This window comes from Desulfobacula sp. (genome assembly GCF_030145145.1).
Lineage (GTDB): Bacteria > Desulfobacterota > Desulfobacteria > Desulfobacterales > Desulfobacteraceae > Desulfobacula.
Genome location: NZ_JAQYWD010000049.1, coordinates 1 through 17,556, shown reverse-complemented (window position 1 = coordinate 17,556; position 17,556 = coordinate 1). Strand labels below are relative to the sequence as shown.

Genomic DNA, 17,556 nt, shown 5'->3' with positions numbered 1-17,556 from the left:
AATGATTGATAATAATGAGATGATCCAACGTCAGGGAGCCGACAAACAGCTGGGGCAGATGAGCAATGATTTTCTCCGGTTAACCGGCAAGTATAACTATACCTATAATTTTTCCTGGATGGGTCGTCCGATCATTCAGTTTCCCCAGGATATTATGGCCATGCAGGAGATTATCTGGCGTGTTAAACCGGACCTGATTATTGAGACAGGCATCGCCCATGGTGGATCACTGATCTTTTCCGCCTCCATGCTGGAATTGATTGGCGGAGACGGCCAGGTACTGGGTATTGATATCGATATCCGGGAGCATAACCGCGTGGAGCTTGAAAAGCATCCCATGTTTAAGCGCATCACCATGCTGGAGGGATCCGCTGTTGATGCTGACATTGTCCGGCAGGTATGCGATTTTGCTAAAAATAAAAAGAGCGTTCTGGTTTGCCTGGACTCCATGCACTCCCATGCGCATGTACTCAAAGAACTGGCGTTATATTCCCCTCTGGTGACCCGGGGAAGCTATCTGGTTGTTTTTGATACGGCCATTGAAGATATGCCCGAAGGATCTTATCCCGATCGACCCTGGGACAAAGGCAATAATCCCAAGACGGCTGTCTGGGAGTTCCTGAAGCAGAATGATCGGTTCGAGATTGATCGAGAGATCCAGAATAAATTGCTGATCACGGTGGCCCCGGATGGATATTTGAAGTGTGTTAAGTAATCAGATTTCTAATCAACAGCCGTTTAATGAATGGATGCCCAATGATAATAGAATCGTGAGCCATGACGCAACTCAAACATAATGTAATCGCCAACTATGTGGGAAGCATCTGGATCGCCTTGATGGCATTGGTTTTTATCCCTTTGTATATCCACTTTATGGGGATTGAGGCTTACGGCCTGGTTGGATTTTTCTCAACTTTGCTGAGTGTGTTCGCGCTGCTGGACATGGGGTTGAGTTCCACTTTGAATCGAGAATTGGCAAGACTGACCAGCAAACCTGGTTCTGAACATCAGATGCAAAATCTCGTCCGAACCCTGGGTTTTATCTATTGGGCCATGGCGGGTTTCATTGTCGTTATTGTCATTGCATTATCGGCATACCTGTCCCAGCGGTGGGTGAGGGCGGAGAATCTGTCCCCCGGGACGATTCAGCAGGCGGTCATCCTCATGGGAATTGCCATTGGCCTGCAGTGGCCGGTGGGATTTTATTCGGGTGGTCTTATGGGACTGCAGCGCCAGGTGCTGCTTAATGCCGTGAATGTGGTCATGGCAACCGTGCGGGGAATCGGCGCCATATTGATTCTTTGGTTGATTTCACCCACCATCCAGGCGTTTTTCTGCTGGCAGATTGTGGCCAGTGGACTACAGACCCTGCTGTTAGGGGGGGCGCTCTGGCGAAGCCTGCCGGTGGGCAGAAAAAAAGCCGTGTTTAAATTCAGTATTCTAAAAGACGTCTGGCGTTTTGCTGCGGGAATGTTAGGGATATCCATTCTGGCCACCCTGCTGACCCAGACCGATAAAATCCTGTTAAGTCGCATGTTGCCACTCAAGATGTTTGGCTATTATTCACTGGCAGGAGTGGTTGCTATGAGCCTTTATCGTCTGATTGGACCTATTTTTAATGGTGTATATCCTCGTTTGACGCAGCTGGTTACTGTCAATGACCAGGCTTCTTTGAAAGCGCTGTATCATTACAGTTGCCAGGTGATGTCCGTCATGATTCTGCCGGCGGCAATGGTGCTGGCATTTTTTTCAAAATCAATTCTTCTGCTGTGGACACAAAATCCGGTAACGGCGGAACAGACGTATGTGTTGGTGAGCCTTCTTGTGATCGGTACTGCCCTGAATGGGCTGATGAGTATGCCCTATGCCCTGCAACTGGCCCATGGTTGGACAAAACTTGGTTTTTACGTAAATCTGGTGTCTGTTATTGTCCTGGTACCACTGATTTTTTTCATGACACGCCATTTCGGGGCGATTGGTGCGGCTTTTGTCTGGGTAATTTTAAACTGCGGTTATGTGCTGATTAATATACAGCTGATGCATCGCAGGTTACTGCCGGATGAAACGTTGCGTTGGTATTGTCAGGATGTGGGAATACCAATGTTATGTTCGGTTCTGACTGCGGGGATCGGTAGGCTTCTGATGCCTGATGCCATGCCACAAGTGGTTTTGATAATCTATATTGCGGGGGTCTCTATTCTATCTCTGTTCCTGACGGCCTGGGTGGTCCCGGCAACCAGGCGATGGATGTTGCAGCGATTTTATAAGAAGGAAGTTAGTTGTGAATCTTGATTTAAACAACAGTCGCCATGCAGATGTTAGTATACCAATGGTGAGCATCGGCATGCCGGTATATAATGGTGAGAAATTTATCAGGCACGCCATTGACTCTTTATTGGTACAAACTTTTACTGATTTTGAGCTTATTATTTCAGATAATTCCTCGACCGACAATACCGAAGCCATTTGCCTGGAATATATGGCCCATGATTCACGTATCCGGTATTTTCGTCAGAATGAAAACCATGGGTCACTATTCAATTTTAAATTTGTGTTGGATGAGTCAGATGGAAAATATTTTAAATGGATGGCAGTAGATGATCTGCTGGGGACCCCGGAAACTTTAGCTAATTTAGTAAAAGGACTCAATAAGGGGTTTGAGCTGGCCATACCCGACATTGATATTCTGGATGAAAAAACGAAGATAACTAAACACGGTGTTTTGTCTTCTGTTTTCAGGAAGGGCAAACCACATAACTTCACTATGTTAGCACTGCAATTTCCTTCTTTTCAGATCTACGGTTTGTTTCAAATTGGTCCATTGAGGAATTTTTTCCCTTTTATAAGGAAAAATATTGATTTGAGTTGTTTTAGTGAAGGTATTTTTGTTCATGCGATATCCCATAAATTTAGATGTATCTTTGTTGATGATGGATTGTTGATTTACCGGCGACATTATGGCAATATTTCATCAAATGTAATCCCTCCTGCTCTTCTTAAGAATTTTTTAATATATACCTATCGGGTATTTGGATTTTATTTGAGCAGCTCCTTTGCTATATCGGATAAAATATATTATTTGAGCATATTGTTATATAAGCACATAAAATATTTAATATGTTTACTGGCTGCTACTGGCAAGTATTATTGCTTAAGAATAAAAAAAAAATTTAGGCTTTATTCTTGAAAATTATTAAACAAATATATTGGATTTTAAGCAGTCAATTTGGCATTGATCCTCGCCTAATGTTTCGTTCTCTGCTAGGCTTACCCCGATATATTTTTGATTTGCTTCGATTTCGCTCTGTATACTCCGGTCGAATTGAACTTAAGCCTTGTCTCCATGACTGGTATGAAGAAGGTGGATCGACTAAGAACGAATATTTTTTGCAGGATCTGCTGGTGGCCCGAATGATTTTTAAGGCCAAACCGGAAAAACATGTGGATATTGGTTCTCGCGTGGATGGATTTGTGGCCCACGTGGCAAGCTTCCGTGAAATCGAGGTGTTTGATGTGAGACCCATCACCTTGCAAATGCCAGGTATTCAATTCATACAGGCAGATCTTATGGAACATTTAGACGGAATGCACGACTATTGTGATTCACTTTCCTGCCTGCATGCATTAGAGCATTTCGGTTTAGGGCGATATGGTGACCCAATTGACCCAAATGGTTTTGAGTGCGGAGTGGCTAACATGGCGAGGTTGCTTCGAAATGAAGGACTACTTTATCTGTCCGTTCCTATGGGTGTTGATCGAGTCGAGTTTAATGCAAATCGTGTTTTTGATCCCCGGGTTGTTGTCAAACTGGCGATGAAAAATTCACTCCGACTGTCATCGCTTACTGTGGTAGGTCAAAAGAGTACTGTTGAGTTATCAGCCTTGGATGATATGAAACTTGCCGATCTGGCAGAAGAGTGGTATTCTTTGGGGATTTTTATTTTCAAAAAAATGAATTCAACGTTAAAGCATGAGTAAATAAATATTTTATCGAAAAATTATGGTTTCAACACCCTTATTTATAAAAAGATAACGGAAGCCATGAAATCATCAAAGGGTTGACCATGAGCGCTAGAAATATTTTAAAATCATTATCACCGAATGTTGGCAAGGATAACGAGAGTTCTCGTGAAACCTGGTTAAAAGATATCCTTTTAACCCTTTCTCCCCATAGCAGAATATTGGATGCAGGTGCCGGAACCCAACGATATCGTGAATACTGTCATCATTTGGACTATGTTTCCCAGGATTTTGGAGATTATGATGGGAAAGGGGATACGGCTGCCCTGCAGACCGGAGAGTTTGATTATGGAAAATTAGATATTGTCAGTGATATTACGTCAATTCCTGAGCCCACCGCGTCTTTTGATGCCATCATGTGTATAGAAGTTCTGGAGCATTTGGCTGACCCGGTTCAAGCGATCAAAGAATTTTCTCGACTGCTCAAACCGAACGGTCACCTGATTATGACGGCGCCATTCTGCTCATTGACACATTTAGCCCCCTATCACTTCAGCAGCGGTTTCAACACGTATTGGTATGAAAGTCATTTATCAGAACAGGGGTTTAAACATATTGAAATAAGCAGGAACGGCAATTTTTTCGAATTCATTGCCCAGGAAATTTACAGGATACCGTCCATTTCGAGTCGTTACTCAGATTGCAAGCCCAATCCTCTTGAACTGTTCAGTATGTTTATCTTACAACGGATGCTGTTGCGTTTTAGTAAAAGAGACAACGGTTCATCAGAACTTCTGTGTTTTGGATGTCATGTGCATGCTCGGAAAGATTAGTGTCCATCGGTCAGGGGCGGACCATCCATGATTATTTCACAAGTGATTGGCGGTCTGGGCAACCAGATGTTCCAGTACGCAGCAGGCCGTGCTGTGTCATTGCAGTTTGGGCAGCCCTTACTGAATGATATTTCTGGTTTTGCAGGATATGAGTTGCACCAGGGGTTTGAACTTCAGCGGGTTTTCGATATCCCGATAAAAGCGGCGACTCAAACGGATGTGCGCAGTATCCTGGGCTGGCAAAGCCTCCCCTGCATTAGGCGGATTATGGCACGTTCCAGTATGGCAGCATTTCGTCATCGTTGTTTTGTTGTTGAACCCCAGTTACATTACTGGCCGGGAATACAGAATGTTCCGCAGGACTGCTACTTAAGCGGGTATTGGCAGTCTGAGAAATATTTTTGTAACGTGATTCCCACTCTTCGTGCCGATTTTACTTTTAAGTTACCCCTGGCAAACCAGAATGCCGTCCTTGCTGCACAAATTGCTCAAGTGAATGCGGTGAGTCTCCACGTGCGGCGGGGTGATTATGTAAAAAACCCTAAAACCCTTGCTACGCACGGATTGTGTTCCCTGGATTATTATCGAACGGCTATTGAATATATTGTTGATCGAATTGAGCATCCCTGTTTTTTTGTTTTTTCAGATGACATTTCCTGGGTAAAAGATCATTTGAAAATAAATTTTCCTTGCCGATACATTGACCATAACCGTGGCGCTGAAAGTTATAAGGATATGCACCTAATGAGCCTTTGCAGGCATCACATCATCGCCAATAGCTCTTTTAGCTGGTGGGGAGCCTGGCTGAATCCGCACAAGGATAAAATCGTGGTTGCGCCGCAACAGTGGTTCGCCAATGATAACAATATCAAGGATCGATTTCCTTTGGAATGGATATTGTTATGAATACCCCACTTATCAGCATCGGCATGTCCGTCTATAATTGTGAGTCGACTGTCAAACACACCCTTTGTTCTGTATTGAACCAGACTTACGATAACTGGGAACTATTAGTCTTTGATGATGGATCAGATGATCATACAGTGGCGGTTGTCAGGCAATTCAGGGACAAGAGAATAAAGGTGTTTGCAGATAAACAGAACAAGGGCCTTGCCTGTCGATTGAACCAGGCGGTGAAGGAGAGCCGGGGAGATTTTTTTGCCAGAGTTGATGGCGATGATATCATCTATCCAGAGAGATTTGAAAAGCAGCTGGAATATCTGAAAGAGAATCCGGATGTTGATCTGGTGGGAAGCCGCGTCTTGGTTTTTAATGAACAGGGTCATTCCGTGGGATCTTATCCCTTCCGAAAAACCCATGAAGATATCTGCAGCCGATTCTGGGCGGGGTTTTACTTGCCGCATCCCACCTGGATGGGACGGATCAAGTGGTTTCAGGCGAATCCATACAGGGAGGATATGAAAAAAGCCCAGGATCAGGAACTGCTGTTGAGAACCTTCAGATACAGCCGGTTCGCCTGCCTTTCGGACGTCCTTACCGGATATAGGATGAGTTGCCTCTCATTAAAAACCATATTAACCGGTAGATATTATTTTTCAAGGGCACTGATGATCAATGAACGGAGCCGGGGAGGGCTTTGGCCGATGGTCTATATCTGTCAGCAGATGATGAAAGGTGCCGTTGATATCGTTGCCGTCACCACAGGGTTGAATTATAAAATTTTGAAGCATCGGGCCATTCAGCCGGCACGGGCTGAAGAGGATCAATGGAGGATTGTGTGGGATGGCTGTTCGAGTGACAAAGGGATAAATTAATGTGCGGTATTACGGGATTGATCGATTTTTCACATCAAAACAATAGATCTGAACTTGAATCTGTTATCATAAAGATGACGGCCAGACTGAATCATCGGGGGCCGGATGATACGGGAGTCTGGGTGGATGAACATTTTCCTGCTGCATTTGGACACCGGAGACTGTCTATTATTGATCTTTCAACGGAAGGCCGTCAGCCCATGGTTTCTTCTGATGGTCGATACGTACTGGTGTATAATGGGGAGATATATAATTATAAAGACCTTCGCAAAGAGCTGATATCTTCAGGCCATGGTTTCCGGGGTCATTCTGATACTGAAGTAATGCTGGCGGCCTTTTGTCAGTGGGGGATTGAAAAAAGCCTGAAACGATTTAATGGCATGTTTGCCTTTGGATTATGGGATCGGTTTGAAAAAAAAGTGTATCTATCCCGGGACCGGTTTGGTGAAAAACCACTTTATTACGGTTGGATGGGGAAAAAATTTATTTTTGCATCCGAACTTAAAGCCCTGGTGGCTCATCCGGAATTCAATAAACCGGTTGACCGAAACGTCCTGTCTTTATTCCTGAAATATAATTATATACCAGCGCCATATTCCATATATGAAGGGATAAAAAAATTATCAGCATCGGTTATGTTAACGGTATCTGGACATGAGGATGACCAGCAGCCGTTTAAATATTGGGATTTGAAAAATATCGCACAAGAAAATACCCTCAAGCGCGGTATAAATAACGAACAGGAACAAATTGACGCATTAGATGCGCTTCTCAAGGATGCTGTGGGGAAACGAATGGTTTCAGATGTCCCTTTGGGTGCTTTTTTGTCCGGGGGGATCGACTCTTCCCTTATTGTTTCCCAAATGCAGGCCCAGAGCACTTGTCCGGTAAAAACAGTGACCATTGGGTTTAATGAGTCGTTTAGTAATGAGGCAAAAGCCGCAAAAAAAATTGCAGCATATCTGGGCACAGATCATTATGAATATTATGTCGGTCCTTCAGAAATGCTGGATGTCATTCCGGGATTGCCCCGATTGTATGACGAACCTTTTGCTGATTCATCCCAGATCCCGACCTATCTTGTTTCAAAAATAGCCCGGCAGCGGGTTACGGTGTGTCTGTCCGGTGATGGCGGGGATGAATTTTTTTGTGGATATAACCATTATCTATGGGGTAAAAAAATCTGGGACAGGATCGGATGGATACATCCAGCCCTGAGAAGATCCATCGGCAAGATCATTACGTCTATTCCTCCGGGACTGCTGAATACCTTTTTAAGGTCTTTCCAACGATTCATCCCGGCGCAGTTAAGTCAGAATCCCCTTGGAGATGTTCTCCATAAACTTGCGGAAATTATATCCTGTAAAACGCCAACAGACCTGTATACGAATATGGTCACCCAGTGGAAAAATCCTGAAACTGTGGTTATTGACAATGGAACAATCGGGAATGGTCATGGGTATCTTCAAACATGTCCCCAATTGGACGACTATACCCACATGATGATGTATATGGATATGGTGTCCTATTTGTCAGATGATATTTTAGCCAAGGTCGACAGGGCAAGTATGGGCGTCAGCCTTGAAGTCAGGGTGCCGTATCTTGACCATAGAATAGCAGAGTTTTCCTGGCGGATTCCCTTGTCCATGAAGATAAGAGATAATAAAGGAAAGTGGTTGCTTCGTCAGGTGTTAAAGCGATATCTTCCTGCTGATTTGATCGATCAATCCAAAACAGGGTTTAGTATACCGCTGGATGTATGGTTAAGAGGGCCATTAAAGGATTGGGCTGAATCTTTGCTGAGCCGGGAGATGTTGAAAAATGGCGGCTTTTTCTATCCTGAACCCATCAGAAAAAAATGGAATGAGCATATCAGTGGGATGCGGAACTGGCAGAATTATTTGTGGAGTATTTTAATGTTTCAGGCATGGCTTAATGCATCAAGATAACCATCCCAGACTGTTGCCATATGCAAGCAGCGGAACGGCACAAAGGGTTTATTCAGATCCATTGATTCACTGTATCATCCGGAGAGTTTTTTTACTATGTGCGGCATAGCAGGCTTTGTCAGCAGCAAAATGATGCGGGATGGGTTCCGGCGGGTCCTTGAAAAAATGGCGGATGCCGTTGCCCACAGGGGACCTGACAACAGGGACGTGTGGTTTGATCCTGAAGCGGGCGTTGGATTGGCCCACAGAAGACTCTCCATCATCGATCTTTCCCCGGAAGGTCACCAGCCAATGACGTCTCACTCCGGGCGGTTTGTCATAACCTATAATGGGGAAATATATAATTTTAAAGCGGTAAAAAAGGATCTGTCAGATCAGGAGGTTCAGTGGCGCGGGGATTCGGATACGGAGGTCCTGCTGGCAGCAGTGGAAAACTGGGGGGTAAGAAATGCCCTTGAAAAGGTCACGGGTATGTTTTCTTTTGCTTTATGGGACAGAAAAGAGCGTCTGCTTTTTCTGGCCCGGGATCGTTTGGGAGAAAAACCGTTATATTACGGCTGGCAGGGGAAAACCTTTTTATTCGGGTCAGAGCTGAAGACCTTAAAACGACATCCTGACTGGGAAGGAACAATTAACCGAAATTCCCTGGCATTGTATTTGCGGTATAATTATATTCCGGCCCCGTATTCAATTTATCACCATATTTACAAATTAACGCCAGGCAGCTATGTTAAAATTTCCGTTGACTGCAGGCCGGGGGAATGCCCGGTTCCTCAAATATATTGGGATGCAGAAAAGATGGTCGCAAACAGCCGGGCCCAGCTGTTTTCAGGAAGTGAGAGTGAGGCAATTGATAGTCTGGACAGGCTTCTTAGAAAGAGCATCCGGAATAAAATGATTTCAGATGTTTCGTTGGGTGCTTTTTTGTCAGGCGGGATTGATTCTTCCACTATTGTGGCCATGATGCAGGCAGAAAGTACCAAACCCGTCAAAACATTCTCTATTGGATTCAATGAAGCAGGATATGATGAAGCACCCCATGCCAAACGAGTAGCTGCCCATCTTGGCACCGATCATACTGAATTGTATGTCAGTTCCCGGCAGGCAATGGATGTTATACCGAAACTGCCGTTGATTTACGACGAACCGTTTTCAGATTCTTCCCAGATTCCAACTTTCCTGGTATCGGAAATGGCCAGGCAATATGTGACCGTGGCGTTGTCCGGTGATGGCGGGGATGAGTTGTTCGGAGGTTACAATCGCTATTCCCAGGGACGGGTTCTTGAAAAAATAATGACCCGCCTACCGGTTTCAATGAGAAGATTTATTGCCTCACTATTGTGCCTGCCATCTCCCATGCAGTGGGATCGATTCTTTTCTATACTGCCGTTTTCACCTAAAGAGGCTGAACAAAGACCTGGAGACAAACTTCATAAGCTTGCTGAAGTGCTTGCCGTGACATCAACGGAACAAATTTATCACACCCTTGTATCCCACTGGAAAAAGCCGAGTGATATCGTATTGACCGCCATCGAGCCGAAAACGGTGTTGACGGATCGTGGTTTGAATATTGATTTGTTGGATCTTACAGAACAGATGATGTATTTTGATTTAATCTCTTATCTGCCGGATGATATTTTATGCAAGGTGGACAGGGCGGCCATGGCTGTGAGTCTTGAAACACGGGTGCCATTTCTGGACCATGAAATTGTAGCATTTGCCTGGAGACTTCCCCTCTCCATGAAACTTCAAAACGGCAAAGGAAAATGGATTCTTCAGCAGGTGCTTCACCGTTATGTGCCTGAACGGCTCATGGATCGTCCAAAGATGGGATTCGCAGTCCCCATTGATTCGTGGTTGCGAGGTCCCTTGCGCGGCTGGGCAGATGGGTTGCTGGATAAGAGCCGGTTAAAAGATGATGGTTTTTTTGAGCCGGGACAAATTCATCAAAAATGGGCTGACCATCTATCCGGAAAAAGAAATTGGCAGTATGATTTATGGGATGTATTGATGTTTCAAGCATGGCTGGAAAATCAAGAATGAAAAAGAAACAACGGCCAAAGATTCTTTTTTTTGTGACCGAAGACTGGTATTTCTGGTCCCATCGGTTGCCCATTGCAAGGGCGGCAAAGCGTGCCGGATTTGATGTCGTGGTGGTTACAAGAATCGATAAGCATCAACAGAAGATAGAAAATGAAGGATTCAGGGTTGTTCCGGTAACGTTAAGACGACAGGGAAAAAATATTTTTCAGGAAATCAAAGCCATTGTTCAAATCGTCAGGATGTATCATCAGGAAAAACCGGATTTGGTCCATCATGTTGCCATGAAACCGATTTTATACGGAACGCTGGCAGCCATTTTTAACAAAACACCTCATGTTGTAAATGCCTATGCAGGGCTTGGATTTTTATTTATCAGTGAAAATTGGAAAGCCCGGGTGTTAAAATATTTTTTTCTTGGTGTATATAAGCTTCTTTTTCTAAGTAAACAAACATATGCGATCTTTCAAAACCCCGAGGATCGACTATCGTTTATTACCCTTGGTATTATAGATAAGAAAAGATCGGTTCTCATCCGCGGATCCGGTGTCAATATTTCTGATTTTCATATCACTGCTGAACCGGAAGGAAAAATCACGATCCTTCTGGCATCAAGAATGCTCTGGGATAAAGGTATTGGAGAGTTGATCAAGGCGACCAAAATTTTAAAACATAAACAGATTGATTTTAGGACCATTCTTGTTGGAAAACCGGATAACGAAAATCCACGATCAATCCCGGAAAACAGCCTTAAAGAATGGCATGATAAAGGGATCATAGAGTGGTGGGGGTATCAAGATCATATGCCGGAGATTTTATCCAAAGCCCATATTGTTGTGCTGCCGTCCTACCGGGAAGGGGTTCCAAAAGGCCTGCTTGAAGCAGCCGCCTGTGGGAAACCCATCATTACAACCGATGTCCCTGGATGCCGGGAAGTTGTCAAGCATTTAGAAAACGGCTTTCTTGTCCCGGTAAAAGATGTTGACGCACTTGCCCAGGCCCTTGAAGAAATGATCAAGGATGCCGGCCTAAGGCGGAAAATGGGGGCTAAGGGAAGAATACTGGCGGAAAAATATTTTTCAGAACAAGTGGTTGTTGATAAAACAATGACACTGTATCGACAAATGATTGGCCGGGAAAACCGATTCTGACGCTGGTGGGGATGCGTTCTCTAAGACAAGGCTGCCTTGCAGGGCACAAGGGATGAAAGAACGCTTCAGTTAAACTTCCTTCCGGTTATCCGGATCCAGATGATTCAGGAATCCATAGCTCACGGATAAAAAAAGTAATGTCTCGGTATTCAAGATCTGGGTATCAAACATCCCGCTTAAAAAGAGAACACTGCATGTGGAAAAGACAAAATACCCGGTGGCCGTTTCCCTTGAGGTCCATGACAGTTTAAACATTTTCCAGAGAAACCATAAATAGGCGGCAATTCCAAAAATTCCAAAGCTTGTTGCCATGTAAAGAAGATTATTGTGGGGGTGGTCAACCCGATGGCCTTTTGCTTTGGTCGGTTCGGTGATACTTCCTGTGCCGATGCCGATAAAGGGGTGCGACATAAAAATGTGGATGGATTCTCTAAGGATAAATGCCCTGGGGAATTGCACAACGTCTTCTCCACTCAGAATTTTTTCCTTTTGATCTTTTAAATTGATAACGGTGTTATTGACTATTTTTCTGACAACAGGAGAGAGTAAAAGGGCACAGATAAGAAGGATACTGACAGTAATTTTAATTTTCCAGGAAAACCGGTGCATTAAATTATTGGCAACAAGTGGCGAAAGGATTCCAAAAATCAAATAACCGCTTCTGCCCTCTAAAACTGCCAGGTGAAATAAGAAGGCCAGCATCAGGAAAAGTAAAATAAATTTTTTGTTCCAAGCGGTTTCCCGTTTGAAATAAAACGAGACGGACAGGATGCCAATGATCAGGTACATGCTGATAAACGTATGGACAATGCCAAAACCCAAGTGCTTCTCTTCAATTGGCGCCATCATGCCAGTATATTGCAGCAGGGCAAGACAGGCGCCCAGGAAAAGCCCGGCCCAGAACCATTTCAAAAGAAGGTAGACCCGGTTTTCATCCAACACCAGTCCGGCTGTGATGAAGACAGCAATCCAGTATTTTGTTTTCATCGCGTAATCCAGGCCAAGATCTGTGTTCTGTGAATACAGCAGTCCGATCCAGGGTAAGACCAATATCGGTATCAAAGGGAAAAACCAGGATTGCCGGAGGATGGTCTTGATGTGGCACACTTTTCCTGAAACCAGCCATACAAGGGCTGCAAGCCCAATGGCAATCAATGGGGGCGCTGTTCCCGTGGGTAAAAGAAAGAAGGTTAAAACAACACAATAATACATCAAATCATCTGATTTGAGTGCCGATAACCGGCGCCACAGATTCTGCATGAAATATCCTTTTAACGACTTAGACGTTTATTATCCCATCATTCGTTTATTCCCGCCATTCATTACCATACTGCCAATAAAATTTAAATGTCCCATCCTTTTTTTTGTTCCTAAATATTTGAACATCATAAAAAACAGACAAAAAGATGTATTTTTTTATAAAAATCAGGGTTTACCCTGATTGATTTCTTTGATTGCTTTCCATATAATCCTATCCATTCAATTCAATACACACCTTGATCAGTTTATGAAGAGGATTATCAGTTGTCCTTTTTTAATGTGGCGACGTTAAAAAAGGAAATGGGAATCAGGGAAAAAATCCTTACAAACTCAAAGGAGGTTCAACCAATGAAAAAAATAAAAAAAGTTTTCATTTTAATTTTGACCAGCTTATTGTTTGTCTGTTTCTGTCAACCTGTTCTTGCCACGACCGGAAAAATAAATATAAATGTCGCACCTAAAAACGAGCTTGTCTCACTCAAATATGTGGGAGATAAGATTGCAGACCGAATTATTGAATATCGCAAGGCACACCCATTTGAAAACCCCCAGGAGATTATGAAGGTGAAGGGTGTCGGTCAAAAAGTGTTTGATGCCAACAAGAACCTGATTATCGTCAAAGAAAAATAATGATGGCGACTTAGTTGTTTTCCCTGATTCCCCATCTTGAAAAACCTGTTGCTTGATATCGTAGATTTTTGTATTATTATCAAAACCATGCTGTGATTCCCAGCGTGGTTTTTTTGTGTTAATGGATTTGGAAGGGAGAACCTGGTTTTGAACGGTTTTAAATTGGTTTCAAAAAGATTATTTAATGTTATCACTTTGTTGGCCCTGTTGATCAGTGTCTGTATCATTGCTGGACTTTATTTCGGCATTGACTGGCTGGCTGTCAAACTCGCCCAGGATACCGGAAATGAAATGATCGTCAAGGCCATATCCTGGGGGGCAAATTATTTAAATGTCATATCCCGAAATTTTAACGTATGGGTGATACCCACCGTCACCGGAAGCCTTGTGTTGTCCGGATGGATATTATGGCTGATTTTAAGACTGTCACTGTCAAAGATGGTTAACGACCTTCAGGCCAAACAAGGGGAACTTCCCTCTAAAGGGAAATCCGGAAAAGATTTTGTGGATCAGAAAATAGCCATGGAGAGGAAAAGACGGTTGTTTTTACACAGCCTGTCTGTTCTTCAAAGAGATGGACGACTATTGGATTTTTTTGATGAAGAGTTAAGTTTGTATGATGACGAACAGATCGGTGCGGCTGTCAGGAGTGTTCAGGAAGACTGCAAAAAGACCATCAAGAAATATATTGACCCCAAACCGGTGATAGACGCTGAAGAAGGTGAAACCATCACCATTGAACCCGGGTTTGATATTGATGCCATTAAACTTGTCGGGAATGTGGCAGGTGATCCTCCCTTCAAGGGAACCTTAAAGCATCGGGGATGGCGGGCAGGTAAAAATGAAATTCCCAAGCTTTCAGATATTCAGGATTCCACCATTATTATTCCGGCAGAAGTTGACATACAATAGGCGGGTGATCAGAAATTTTAGGAGTTGCTTTGGATTTTCAAGATAAACAATACGTCATTGGTATTGATTTAGGAACCACAAATTCTGCTGTTTCATATATTGATGTGTCAGTTTTAAAAAACAATGCTTCCGGCACCGTTCATGTGAATAAAAAGAATGCAGTGAAAGTTTTCAACATTCCTCAACTCACCGGGCATGGAGAGTTTACAAAGATTCCGGTTCTCCCTTCTTTTTTGTATATCCCGGGGGAATATGATATCTCAAAAGAAGTGTTAAAACACCCGTGGAAAAAAAGAGAGGATCTTTTTGCCGGCACTTTTGCCCGGGACCATGGTTCTAAAATACCTTCCAGGCTGGTATCTTCCGCTAAAAGCTGGTTGTGCAATCCCCAGGCGGACAGAACGGCAAAAATTTTACCCTGGGGATCTGAAGGTGTTGAACGAGTGTCCCCGGTTACGGCCACGTCGGAATATTTACTGCATATCCGAAATGCATGGAACCATTTTGTAAAGGATGAAGACCTTTTTCTTGAAAATCAATATGTGGTGATCACCGTTCCCGCCTCGTTTAATGAAGCCGCAAGGGATCTGACCCTTACGGCGGTGGAAATGGCAGGGCTGGGTGCCGCCGTAACCCTTATTGAAGAACCGCTGGCAGCATTCTACAGTTGGCTGCTCAATCATGAAGATGACTGGCAGCAGCATGTGAAACCAGATGATCTGATATTGGTTTGTGATGTGGGGGGGGGCACAACGGATTTCAGTTTGATCAGCCTTAAAGAATCAAACGGGTCACCCCGGTTTGAACGGATTGCGGTGGGGGAGCATTTGATTCTTGGCGGGGACAATATTGATCTGGCATTGGCTAAAAAAGTGGAGTCAAAGTTTAAATCTCGATTTAGATCAACGTCCGTGTTGAGTTCGGATAAGTGGAAGACCTTGTGTCATCGATGTCGTGAGGCAAAAGAACAAATACTGGATAAGGGAGAAGCCCGTGTCCGGATAACGATCAAAGGTGAAGGCCGTTCCTTAATAGCAGGGACCCTTGCAGCGGATTTAATGAAGCAAGAGGTTGAAGAAATTTTACTGGATGAATTTTATCCCTATGTTGAATCTGCAAAAAAACTGGATATTGAAACGGGCAAGGAAATTGCGGATTTTGGTCTTCCGTTTGAAAAAGATTCTGCGATTACCCGACATATTATCCGGTTTCTGGAAAATCACAGGGAGGATGTCCGAAAACATCTTTCAAAAGAGCCGTTGCCGGATTTTATTTTGTTTAATGGGGGAACCCTTAAACCGCTGCTGGTTCAGGACAGGATACGTCAGGCCATTGGCGACTGGTTCAAGGCAGGTGAATCTGAATGGCCCCGGATTCTTGAAAATGATATTCCTGAGCTGGCAGTGGGAATTGGTGCTTCCTATTACGGCCTTGTAAAGCAGGGCATCGGCGTAAGGGTGGGAAGCGGCAGCCCCATAAGCTATTACCTGGGGGTTTCCCTTCAAGATGATCATGTTTCCCAGGCCATCTGTCTGGTGGAAAGAGGGTTGGATGAGGGGTCGGTTATTGAACTTCCCCAAATGAAATATGAGGTAAGGGCCAATGAGCCGGTGAGTTTTGATATTTATAGTTCCAGTTATCGATCCGGTGACAAAGCCGGTGAGATTATTCCAATAGATGATTCCTTTTCCACAATGACCCCAATCCAGACCATTATAAAGTTTGGGAAAAACGGCCAGAGAAAAACGATTCCCGTGACCATTGGGGCGGAATATACCGAAATGGGGACACTTTCCATGTATTGTCATTCCGGGGTGAGTGATCATAAATGGAAATTGCAGTTTCAGTTGAGAGACCCCCAAAAAGGGATAGATGCCAGTGAATCTGAAGTCTATGATGAAACGTTGATAACATCAGTGTGTCACCGGATTCATAATGCGTTTACCCATCCATCCGACACAAACGGGGACATCAAAAGTATTGCCCGGCAGGTTGAAGACATCGTGGCCCAGAAAAAAACAAACTGGCCATTATCCTTTTTACGGCGTATTGCGGACCAATTGATCGAACTTGAATCCAGTCGAAAGCATTCTGCCGAGCATGAGGCCCGATGGCTCAACCTGACAGGGTTCTGCATGCGGCCGGGTTTTGGGGATGCCTTTGACGAAGAGCGCTGTCGGAAATTATGGAAAGTGTATCTGACAGGGTTAATCTATGAAAAATCAAAGCAAAATCGTCTGGAATGGTGGATTTTTATTCGAAGAATGGCGGCAGGCCTGAAATCGGGTCGACAAAGACAGTTTTTTCAAGATATTTCATCCGTATTAATGAATGGTAAAAACAATAAGGCGAAACTCTCTCCCCAGGAACAGGTTGAATTGTGGATGGCAGCCGGAAACATGGAAAGGCTTTTGGTTAAGGATAAAACTGCCCTTGCCAAATCGCTGCTTCCTCAACTTGTGGCAAACAAGAAACAGGACAATCTTTTTTGGACCCTGTCCCGGCTGGGGGCCAGAGAATTATTGTACGGGTCTGTTGACCGGGTCGTGCCGGCAAGAGAAGTGGTAAAATGGATGAACCGGATCATGAAAAAAAAATGGCACCCCAATGATCCCGTTGAAAATATGATTGCACAGATGTCCCGTAAAACCGGGGATCGAACACGGGATTTAGATGAGGCGGATGTCCTGAGAATTGTTGACTGGATGCAGGAAAGAAAGGCCAAGGCCGCTTTTATCAGAATTATAACCCAACGAATGGATATGGCAGCAACAGAAAAAAATGCGCAGTTCGGTGAAAAGCTTCCGGCCGGCCTTGTGTTGCGATAATAAAAATATGTTTCTTTTATTAAGAAAGTGTTTGACAAATATTAAAAATTCATGTAATCTTTTTGAGTTCTTCCTGAGGGAGGAACGCAAGACGGTTTGATCTTTGAAAATTGGTCAGTGAGAAATTTTAGAGCGGGTCTAAAACAAGACTTTAAAGAGTTTAGAGAAAAAGGATTATAACTGGAGAGTTTGATCCTGGCTCAGAATGAACGCTGGCG

General features: G+C 44.0%; 14 protein-coding genes. 13 read left to right on the top strand and 1 reads right to left on the bottom strand.

Translation table 11 applies throughout. The annotated features are described in order from the left end of the window. Nucleotide 1 precedes the first annotated feature (1 nt). From Q1Q15_RS22300 to Q1Q15_RS22255, 10 genes are all read left to right on the top strand, one after another. Entirely contained in the window at nucleotides 2-715 is a 714-nt protein-coding gene (locus Q1Q15_RS22300) for a cephalosporin hydroxylase family protein (protein WP_300464809.1), read from the top strand. Nucleotides 716-777: 62 nt separating this feature from the next. Further along, the gene (locus Q1Q15_RS22295; protein ID WP_300464807.1) at nucleotides 778-2,292 is read left to right on the top strand and encodes an oligosaccharide flippase family protein; all 1,515 of its coding nucleotides are present in this window, start codon (nucleotides 778-780) and stop codon (nucleotides 2,290-2,292) included. Next, nucleotides 2,282-3,187, top strand: coding sequence for a glycosyltransferase family 2 protein (locus tag Q1Q15_RS22290; RefSeq protein ID WP_300464805.1), 906 nt, complete (start codon nucleotides 2,282-2,284; stop codon nucleotides 3,185-3,187). The genes Q1Q15_RS22295 and Q1Q15_RS22290 overlap by 11 nt, the downstream gene beginning before the upstream one ends. Beyond that, complete coding sequence (locus Q1Q15_RS22285; protein WP_300464803.1) at nucleotides 3,184-3,978, top strand: DUF268 domain-containing protein; 795 nt, start codon at nucleotides 3,184-3,186, stop codon at nucleotides 3,976-3,978. The genes Q1Q15_RS22290 and Q1Q15_RS22285 overlap by 4 nt, the downstream gene beginning before the upstream one ends. An 86-nt stretch (nucleotides 3,979-4,064) precedes the next feature. Further along, on the top strand, nucleotides 4,065-4,793 hold the full coding sequence (locus Q1Q15_RS22280) for a class I SAM-dependent methyltransferase (protein WP_300464801.1): 729 nt from the start codon (nucleotides 4,065-4,067) through the stop codon (nucleotides 4,791-4,793). Between the two features lie 27 nt (nucleotides 4,794-4,820). Beyond that, complete coding sequence (locus Q1Q15_RS22275) at nucleotides 4,821-5,699, top strand: alpha-1,2-fucosyltransferase (protein ID WP_300464799.1); 879 nt, start codon at nucleotides 4,821-4,823, stop codon at nucleotides 5,697-5,699. Then, nucleotides 5,696-6,568: a glycosyltransferase family 2 protein gene (locus Q1Q15_RS22270; RefSeq protein WP_300464797.1), complete on the top strand. Its 873-nt coding sequence runs from the start codon at nucleotides 5,696-5,698 to the stop codon at nucleotides 6,566-6,568. The genes Q1Q15_RS22275 and Q1Q15_RS22270 overlap by 4 nt, the downstream gene beginning before the upstream one ends. Beyond that, nucleotides 6,568-8,517 (top strand): asparagine synthase (glutamine-hydrolyzing), encoded by a 1,950-nt coding sequence (gene asnB / locus Q1Q15_RS22265; RefSeq protein ID WP_300464795.1) that lies wholly within the window; start codon nucleotides 6,568-6,570, stop codon nucleotides 8,515-8,517. Before Q1Q15_RS22270 ends, asnB (Q1Q15_RS22265) begins: the two co-directional genes overlap by 1 nt. A 96-nt stretch (nucleotides 8,518-8,613) precedes the next feature. Further along, on the top strand, nucleotides 8,614-10,560 hold the full coding sequence (gene asnB, locus Q1Q15_RS22260; protein ID WP_300464793.1) for an asparagine synthase (glutamine-hydrolyzing): 1,947 nt from the start codon (nucleotides 8,614-8,616) through the stop codon (nucleotides 10,558-10,560). Then, nucleotides 10,557-11,708, top strand: coding sequence for a glycosyltransferase family 4 protein (locus tag Q1Q15_RS22255; protein ID WP_300464792.1), 1,152 nt, complete (start codon nucleotides 10,557-10,559; stop codon nucleotides 11,706-11,708). Before asnB (Q1Q15_RS22260) ends, Q1Q15_RS22255 begins: the two co-directional genes overlap by 4 nt. A gap of 69 nt (nucleotides 11,709-11,777) precedes the next feature. On the opposite strand, the gene Q1Q15_RS22250 is transcribed toward Q1Q15_RS22255, so the two are convergent. After that, nucleotides 11,778-12,968: an O-antigen ligase family protein gene (locus Q1Q15_RS22250; RefSeq protein WP_300464790.1), complete on the bottom strand. Its 1,191-nt coding sequence runs from the start codon at nucleotides 12,966-12,968 to the stop codon at nucleotides 11,778-11,780. 348 nt (nucleotides 12,969-13,316) lie between these two features. On the opposite strand from Q1Q15_RS22250, the gene Q1Q15_RS22245 reads away from it, so the two are divergent. From Q1Q15_RS22245 to Q1Q15_RS22235, 3 genes are all read left to right on the top strand, one after another. Continuing rightward, entirely contained in the window at nucleotides 13,317-13,598 is a 282-nt protein-coding gene (locus Q1Q15_RS22245; protein WP_300464788.1) for a helix-hairpin-helix domain-containing protein, read from the top strand. 147 nt (nucleotides 13,599-13,745) lie between these two features. Continuing rightward, the gene (locus Q1Q15_RS22240; RefSeq protein ID WP_300464786.1) at nucleotides 13,746-14,510 is read left to right on the top strand and encodes a DUF2760 domain-containing protein; all 765 of its coding nucleotides are present in this window, start codon (nucleotides 13,746-13,748) and stop codon (nucleotides 14,508-14,510) included. Nucleotides 14,511-14,539: 29 nt separating this feature from the next. Then, a complete protein-coding gene (locus Q1Q15_RS22235) occupies nucleotides 14,540-17,338 on the top strand; it encodes an Hsp70 family protein (RefSeq protein WP_300464784.1) in 2,799 nt (932 codons plus the stop codon). The last annotated feature ends 218 nt before the right edge of the window (nucleotides 17,339-17,556 follow it).